We start from the raw sequence: 8,376 nt of genomic DNA, 5'->3' as shown, positions 1-8,376 counted from the left end.
CTCACCTTCACCCTGCTCATGGGTAGGTCACATGGTTTCGGGTCTACGACATGATACTAAAGCGCCCTATTAAGACTCGGTTTCCCTACGGCTCCGTCTCTTCAACTTAACCTCGCATCATATCGTAACTCGCCGGTTCATTCTACAAAAGGCACGCTCTCACCCATTAACGGGCTCGAACTTGTTGTAGGCACACGGTTTCAGGTTCTATTTCACTCCCCTCCCGGGGTGCTTTTCACCTTTCCCTCACGGTACTGGTTCACTATCGGTCACTAGAGAGTATTTAGGGTTGGGAGATGGTCCTCCCGGATTCCGACGAGATTTCTCGTGTCTCGCCGTACTCAGGATACTGCTAGGGTTTAAGATTATTTCGATTACGAGGCTATTACTCTCTTTGGCTTACCTTCCCAGGTAATTCTTCTATAATCTTGCGTCCCACAACGCAGTCCTACAACCCCGATGTGTAAACACATCGGTTTGCCCTCTTGCCGTTTCGCTCGCCGCTACTAAGGCAATCGCGTTTGCTTTCTCTTCCTGCAGCTACTTAGATGTTTCAGTTCACTGCGTCTTCCTCTTCATTACCTTAACAGTAATGAGTGACATGCTTCACATGCCGGGTTCCCCCATTCGGACATCTCTGGATCAATGTTTACTTACAACTCCCCAAAGCATTTCGTCGTTAGTCACGTCCTTCATCGGCTTCTAGTGCCAAGGCATCCACCGTGCACCCTTATTAACTTAACCTTATTTTGGTCTATTGACCTTAAACTCATTAAATCACAGCGTTTCGGTTTATTTCTTGTTACTTTCTACAATTATTTCTAATTGTGGAATTTGATATAGATATTCAATTTTCAATGGACAATCACTTTGAATCTTTCGATTCAATGGAGCCTAGCGGGATCGAACCGCTGACCTCCTGCGTGCAAAGCAGGCGCTCTCCCAGCTGAGCTAAGGCCCCACAAGACCTCTCAAAACTAAACAAGACTACCAAACGTGCTTCCGTTTTTCCTTAGAAAGGAGGTGATCCAGCCGCACCTTCCGATACGGCTACCTTGTTACGACTTCACCCCAATCATCTATCCCACCTTAGGCGGCTGGCTCCTAAATGGTTACCTCACCGACTTCGGGTGTTACAAACTCTCGTGGTGTGACGGGCGGTGTGTACAAGGCCCGGGAACGTATTCACCGCGGCGTGCTGATCCGCGATTACTAGCGATTCCGACTTCATGTAGGCGAGTTGCAGCCTACAATCCGAACTGAGATTGGCTTTAAGAGATTTGCTTGCCGTCACCGACTTGCGACTCGTTGTACCAACCATTGTAGCACGTGTGTAGCCCAGGTCATAAGGGGCATGATGATTTGACGTCATCCCCACCTTCCTCCGGTTTATTACCGGCAGTCTCGCTAGAGTGCCCAACTAAATGATGGCAACTAACAATAGGGGTTGCGCTCGTTGCGGGACTTAACCCAACATCTCACGACACGAGCTGACGACAACCATGCACCACCTGTCACCGATGTTCCGAAGAAACTTTCTATCTCTAGAAATAGCATCGGGATGTCAAGACCTGGTAAGGTTCTTCGCGTTGCTTCGAATTAAACCACATGCTCCACCGCTTGTGCGGGCCCCCGTCAATTCCTTTGAGTTTCAACCTTGCGGTCGTACTCCCCAGGCGGAGTGCTTAATGCGTTAGCTGCGGCACTAAGCCCCGGAAAGGGCCTAACACCTAGCACTCATCGTTTACGGCGTGGACTACCAGGGTATCTAATCCTGTTTGCTCCCCACGCTTTCGAGCCTCAGCGTCAGTTACAGACCAGAGAGCCGCTTTCGCCACCGGTGTTCCTCCATATATCTACGCATTTCACCGCTACACATGGAATTCCACTCTCCCCTTCTGCACTCAAGTTTAACAGTTTCCAAAGCGAACAATGGTTAAGCCACTGCCTTTAACTTCAGACTTATTAAACCGCCTGCGCTCGCTTTACGCCCAATAAATCCGGACAACGCTCGGGACCTACGTATTACCGCGGCTGCTGGCACGTAGTTAGCCGTCCCTTTCTGGTAAGTTACCGTCACTGTGTGAACTTTCCACTCTCACACACGTTCTTCTCTTACAACAGAGCTTTACGATCCGAAAACCTTCTTCACTCACGCGGCGTTGCTCGGTCAGGGTTGCCCCCATTGCCGAAGATTCCCTACTGCTGCCTCCCGTAGGAGTCTGGGCCGTGTCTCAGTCCCAGTGTGGCCGATCACCCTCTCAGGTCGGCTATGTATCGTCGCCTTGGTGGGCCGTTACCCCACCAACTAGCTAATACAACGCAGGTCCATCTACTAGTGATGCAATTGCATCTTTCAAGCATCTAACATGTGTTAAACACTGTTATGCGGTATTAGCTATCGTTTCCAATAGTTATCCCCCGCTAGTAGGCAGGTTACCTACGCGTTACTCACCCGTTCGCAACTCCTTCTACTCTAGCAAGCTAAAGTAGTCAGCGTTCTACTTGCATGTATTAGGCACGCCGCCAGCGTTCGTCCTGAGCCAGGATCAAACTCTCATTTAATCTTGTTCTCATTCTGTCACTGACAGATTTATTTCTTAACAGGTCGATTTCTCAACCCGCACGTTTGGTTCGTCTTGTTCAGTTTTCAAAGGTCTTTGTCTCTCGTGAGACAACTTCTATATTCTATCAAATCTAAAACAGCTTGTCAACTACTTTTTTAAAGTTTTTTTCAAATCTGTTTCAATCTGATTACTGCTGAACATCTCGGACAACAGCTATATTAGTGTATCATCTCAAACTTACTTTGTCAACAGCTTTTTCAAAAAACTTTCAAGGTTGCAATTCTTGATTGCTGATAAACTTTCTGCTCAGTTGACAGCCATAACAGCTTATCATTTCATGACCTGTTTTGTCAATATCTTTTTTGGTGTTTTTCAGACTCTTAGGGACTAAAACTTACCCTACATACCCTAAATTAACACTTAAAAATGCAGATTATTATTGATATTTTAAACTTAATAAAAAATCAGACTGAGGATGAACCTCATTTCTTTGGTTTGTCTTTTCTCATTTTGAAACTTTTTCGCTTGAATAGCCCTAATATCAAGAAGTTTAGGTAAATAAAAAAGACTATCCTGTGTACTGTACCTCAAAAGTTGGGCATAAAATCTAACGTTTGGGGTGCAGTTCAATCGTCACTATTCCCTTGATAGTTATTCGTTCGGTAAGCTAACGCTCAGCCATGCTTATCACAGGTTACTTGAGCATCATAAGCAAAGACTTGTTTATGGTCGCCTTTATGAAACCAGTCGCTTTCTAGGGCGAACGTTGAAACTTTTTTATTCTCGGGCTTTTTTCGTTGGCGACCCCTAGCCACTTTTTTGCATGTTTCTCACGGTCGCGATTGATTTCAAGTTCAAGCTAATCCGCCATGAATTTAGTGTTGGTCAACTTCTTGATTGATGTATTTGTGATTATTGGCAGCTGCTTTGATATGAGTACCCTCCACAAAAATCTCACTTAGCTCAATTAAACCTGTATTGATACGCCCTCCTAAGACCTAACTAAACATTGCTTCAATCACTTGTTTATCGTGAAAACACCAACTGTAGTTTTTTACTGTAAGTGGTGAAATGAGGAACCTTATTTTTTAATGTTAATCCTAAAAACCAACGATAAGGCATATTGATCTCAATCTCTTTAATAATTTGGCGCATCGAATGCCCTAAAAAGAGGCATTGAATTAAAGTGTTTTTGATAACCCTCATAGGGTCGAGACTGGGACAACCTGCTTCGTCTGCTACCAACTCATAAATTCAATCACACACCCACTCTAGCGTAACAAATGCTCTTCTGCACCAAATCATCTACAACTTGCTTACGATTATAGGCTGGATTTTCTTTATGGAACATAGGATCACCTCTAGGTTGTTATTATCTCTATCTATATTACTCCATACAAAAAGCCCTTAGAAACTGTTGTTTCCAAGAGGCTTTGTCTTCAGTCTGAAATCCGTATAATAGCGGATTTCAGATTTGTTAGTAAATTATTTTGCTTCAATTAAGCCAAGTTCACCGTCTTCACGACGATAAAGAACGTTTGTAACACCATCTTCCGCATCTGTGTAGATAAAGAAGTCATGTCCTAAAAGATCCATTTGAAGAAGCGCTTCATCAATATCCATAGGTTTTAGACTAACGTGTTTCGTACGAACAACTTTTACTACTGGTCCTTCTTCCACAGGCTCTGCTTCGAATTCACTTGTAAAAATTTGACTAGCTGGTAATTTTTCACGATGCTTTTTAGCAATTTTAGTTTTGTTTTTACGGATTTGACGTTCAATTTTGTCAGTTACCAAATCAATTGAACCATACATATCTTGTGAGACATCTTCTGCTCTTAGCGTAATAGAATCAACTAAAATAGTTACTTCAACTTTGGCAGTTTTTTCACGATAAACTTTAAGGTTAACGCGAGCGTCTAAACCTTGTTCAGCATGGAAGTATTTTTCAATCTTTCCGAGTTTTGATTCGACATAGTTACGGATAGCATCAGTTACTTCGATGTTTTCTCCACGAATACTATATTTAATCATAAAACACCTCTTTCTCGCTATAAAGCGCTTTCTTTACTCTTTTATTATACTGCTTTCATGAAAATTTGCAAGCATTTACCGCACAATCGTAAAACTTTTTACATTTTTGGCTCCAGTTTCATAGAAAAGTTGATATATTCCCTTTAAAGTGGCGCCAGTTGTGTAAATATCATCGATAATCAAGACATTTTCTGGCACCTTTGAAACATTTTTTAAAGAAAAAGGATTGAGAGTTTCTAGGCGCTCTTTTCGTGTTTTATCGGACTGTTTACTGATTTCTCTCTTGATTAGTAAGTCTTCGTAGGGGATTTTAGCTGCTTGTAAAAGTGCTGTTACTTGGTTAAATTGTCTTTCTTTTAGCCGTTTTGGACTTATGGGAACTGGAACAAAGGTGTAGTTTTTATATTTTTTTAATGCTTGTTTGATTTCTTTTGAAAAAACGTGACTTAAAAGAATATCTCCTTGAAATTTATATTTTGAGAAATAATCTTTCATTGAAGAATTGTAGGTAAAAAGCGCTTCATGAGATACGTGATGATGTTGTTTTTCCCACGCTTGACAATCTGGACATTGCTGAGAAAATCCAGTTCGGCAGCAGGTTGGGCAATGAACATCTCCTATTCTTTCAAATGTTTTTTGACACTCCAGACACACGCCATTGTCATCTTTTTTCATTAAGATAAGGTTTAAAAATTGTTCTTTTTTGGAAAATTCTTGTCCGCAGAGCAGGCAAATCATGCAAATCCTCCTTTTTTATTCATCGCTTTAATTTCAGCAATAGCTTTCCTCATTTCTTTGGTACTACCGTCATGCAAGAATAACAGTTCTCCTGTTGGACGCTCTGCTGCTCTCCCAACTCGCCCTGAAATCTGAACTAGCGTGCTTTTGGTGTATAATCTATGATTGGAAAGCAATACAAAGACATCTACACAAGGGAAAGTGACACCACGTTCTAAAATGGTTGTTGTCACCAAAATAGAAAGTTCTTGTCTCCTAAATTTTTCTACAATGTCTAAGCGATTTTCTGTTTTACTAGACACAAAAGCGATTTGTTCTTCTGAAAAATAGGTCTGTAAAATTTGAGTAAAGGCTTCTCCTTGTTCGATATTTGGGAAGAAAATTAGCAAAGGATAGCGGGTTTGACGTTGTTTTTTTATAAGATTTATTAATTTCTGGGGAATTTTCTTCTTTTGCATATTGGATAAAACGCCAGACAACCAGATTTTTTGTGGCACAACTAATGGATTGGCATGAAATCGTCGAGCAAGGTGCAATTTAGTCAGAGTTCCTGTTTTTACTTTTTTATCTAATTCATCTGTTGATGTCGCTGTTAAAAAAATCTTGGTTCTATTAGGTTTGATAGCTCTATCAACAGCATGGTAAAGCACGGCATTATCCACAAATGGAAAGGCATCAACTTCATCAATAATTAACAAATCAAAAGCTTGGTAAAATTTTAAAAGTTGATGTGTTGTGGCAATGATTAAAGGGGCACGTTTGTAGGGCTCAGAATCTCCATGAAGCAATGTAATCGGACACGAAAAATCACGTGACAAGCGTTTATAAAGTTCCAGACAAATATCAATTCGCGGACTTGCTAGGCAAACACAACCACCGTCATCAATTATTTTGGATACAGATTGGTAAATCATTTCTGTTTTTCCAGCACCTGTAACAGCATGAATAAGTAGGTCTTTCTTAGCATCAATGCCTTCTAACATCCCTTTTGAAACATCATCTTGGTAAGGAGTCAATTTTCCTTTCCAAATAAGAGAATCTTTTTTAGAAAAACGTCTTTGTGGAAAATAATAGAGATGTCCATTACTCGTATTTCTTCCAAAAACAAGGCAATTTCGACAATAAAAAACGTTTGTTTGAAGTTTATTTTGTAAAGACACTTGACTACCACAACGATTACAAATATAATGATGATTTAATTTTGTCATTGCCGGCAACTGTTTAGCCTGCTTTTTTAAGGCATCCGAAAGTTGAGCTTGTGTAAATAGTCTTCCATAATAATTATTCAGTTTATCCATACTTTATTTATTCGAAAATTTTGCTAAATAGCTTAAAATCTTGTAAAATTTTGGTATGAACTATAAAACGATTAAAAATGATGGTATTTTTGAAGAAGAAATAAAAAAGTCACGCTTTATCTGTCAGTTAAAACGAGTTGACACAGAGGAAGAGGGGCGTCAATTCATTACACAAATCAAAAAAGAACATTATAAAGCAACACATTCTTGCTCGGCTATGATTATTGGTGAACATGCTGAAATCAAGCGTTCTAGCGATGATGGTGAGCCAAGTGGAACTGCTGGTGTTCCAATGCTAACTGTTTTAGAAAAACAAGGCTTGACCAACGTTGTTGCCGTTGTGACACGTTATTTTGGTGGGATTAAATTAGGTGCTGGTGGGCTTATTCGGGCTTATTCAGGCAGTGTTGCTAATGCTCTCAAGGAAATTGGTCTAGTTGAGGTAAAAGAGCAAGAGGGGCTCAAAATCACCCTTTCTTATCCTAAATACCAAACCTTTGCTAACTTTTTACAGGCTGAAAACCTGCAAGAATTTGATACAGAATTTCTTGAAAATGTCACAACCTATATTTACCTTGACCCTGACAATGTCAAAGAAGTTAGTGGGCGTTTAATTGAATTTTACCAAGGTAAAGTTGACTTTACTAAATCAGGTTCAAAAATTGTCGAAGTTCCCTTGTGATAGTATTTTTTTATCACCTTGATAAGAAATATGTATTTTACAAAGGAATTGATTAGGCATATACTTTTATCTATAAATTTTTAAATCAATAAGAGGTGAACATATGTCAAAAATTTACAATTCAATTACTGAATTAATTGGAAATACACCAATCGTAAAACTTAACAACATTGTCCCTGAAGATGCTGCTGATGTTTATGTTAAAATCGAAGCTTTCAACCCTGGTTCTTCTGTCAAAGACCGTATTGCCCTTCGTATGATTGAAGATGCTGAAAAAGCAGGCACAATCAAACCAGGTGATATTATTGTTGAACCAACTTCTGGAAATACAGGAATTGGTCTTGCATGGGTTGGCGCAGCTAAAGGCTACAAAGTGATTATCGTTATGCCTGAAACAATGAGTGTTGAACGTCGCAAAATTATTCAAGCTTATGGTGCTGAACTCGTTTTAACTCCTGGAAGTGAAGGAATGAAAGGAGCTATTGAAAAAGCAAAAGAAATTGCTGAAGAAAAAAATGGTTGGGTGCCTCTTCAATTTGCTAACCCTTCTAACCCTGCTGTGCACGAAGATACAACAGGTACTGAAATTATCGAAGCGTTTGGTCCGACGGGTCTTGATGCCTTTGTTTCTGGTGTTGGTACTGGTGGAACAGTTTCAGGTGTTTCTCATGCTCTTAAAAAAGCTAATCCTAACGTTCAAGTTTATGCTGTTGAAGCTGATGAATCTGCCGTGCTTTCTGGTGAAAAACCTAGTCCACATAAAATCCAAGGTATTTCAGCTGGTTTCATCCCTGACACTCTTGACACCAAAGCTTATGACGGTGTTATTCGTATAGCTTCTGACGATGCTATCATTACTAGCCGTAATCTCGGTGGAAAAGAAGGATTCCTTGCTGGTATTTCTTCTGGTGCAGCTATTTATGCAGCTATTGAAAAAGCAAAAGAACTTGGTAAAGGTAAAAAAGTTCTCGCACTTCTCCCAGATAACGGTGAACGTTACCTTTCAACATCTCTTTATGATTTTAACGACTAATGTCACCAATTATGTTAACTTTCC

At 40.2% G+C, this 8,376-nt stretch carries 5 protein-coding genes, 1 tRNA gene, 2 rRNA genes and 1 pseudogene (1 of these 9 cut by a window edge); 2 read left to right on the top strand and 7 right to left on the bottom strand.

The features are described from left to right. The 7 genes and pseudogenes from CCC20_RS08215 to CCC20_RS08185 all read right to left on the bottom strand — a co-directional run. Positions 1–744: ribosomal RNA gene (locus CCC20_RS08215) — 23S ribosomal RNA — on the bottom strand (it extends 2,157 nt beyond the left edge of the window). 144 nt (positions 745–888) lie between these two features. Beyond that, positions 889–961, bottom strand: a tRNA-Ala gene (locus CCC20_RS08210). A gap of 55 nt (positions 962–1,016) precedes the next feature. Continuing rightward, positions 1,017–2,565, bottom strand: a 16S ribosomal RNA gene (locus CCC20_RS08205). Together the 16S and 23S rRNA genes with 1 tRNA gene alongside form the textbook arrangement of a ribosomal RNA operon. Positions 2,566–3,244: 679 nt before the next feature. Further along, a pseudogene (locus tag CCC20_RS08200) lies at positions 3,245–3,918 on the bottom strand (transposase); the annotation flags it as partial. Positions 3,919–4,052: 134 nt separating this feature from the next. Further along, positions 4,053–4,601 (bottom strand): ribosome hibernation-promoting factor, HPF/YfiA family, encoded by a 549-nt coding sequence (gene hpf / locus CCC20_RS08195; RefSeq protein WP_003063557.1) that lies wholly within the window; start codon positions 4,599–4,601, stop codon positions 4,053–4,055. A 75-nt stretch (positions 4,602–4,676) separates the two neighbouring features. Then, on the bottom strand, positions 4,677–5,339 hold the full coding sequence (locus CCC20_RS08190) for a ComF family protein (protein ID WP_058692758.1): 663 nt from the start codon (positions 5,337–5,339) through the stop codon (positions 4,677–4,679). Then, complete coding sequence (locus CCC20_RS08185) at positions 5,336–6,637, bottom strand: ATP-dependent helicase ComFA (RefSeq protein WP_058692757.1); 1,302 nt, start codon at positions 6,635–6,637, stop codon at positions 5,336–5,338. The genes CCC20_RS08190 and CCC20_RS08185 overlap by 4 nt, the downstream gene beginning before the upstream one ends. A gap of 55 nt (positions 6,638–6,692) precedes the next feature. On the opposite strand from CCC20_RS08185, the gene CCC20_RS08180 reads away from it, so the two are divergent. After that, positions 6,693–7,319 carry a YigZ family protein gene (locus CCC20_RS08180; RefSeq protein WP_003063547.1) on the top strand — a complete coding sequence of 209 codons (627 nt, stop codon included), beginning with the start codon at positions 6,693–6,695 and terminating at the stop codon, positions 7,317–7,319. 103 nt (positions 7,320–7,422) lie between these two features. After that, on the top strand, positions 7,423–8,352 hold the full coding sequence (cysK, locus tag CCC20_RS08175) for a cysteine synthase A (protein WP_048791290.1): 930 nt from the start codon (positions 7,423–7,425) through the stop codon (positions 8,350–8,352). Positions 8,353–8,376 lie beyond the last annotated feature (24 nt).

The organism is Streptococcus sp. LMAG:39, from assembly GCF_008680485.1.
In the GTDB taxonomy this organism is placed as follows: Bacteria; Bacillota; Bacilli; order Lactobacillales; family Streptococcaceae; genus Streptococcus; species Streptococcus pasteurianus.
The sequence above is the reverse complement of the archived record's forward strand: the minus strand, read 5'-3'. Positions and strand labels throughout refer to the sequence as shown.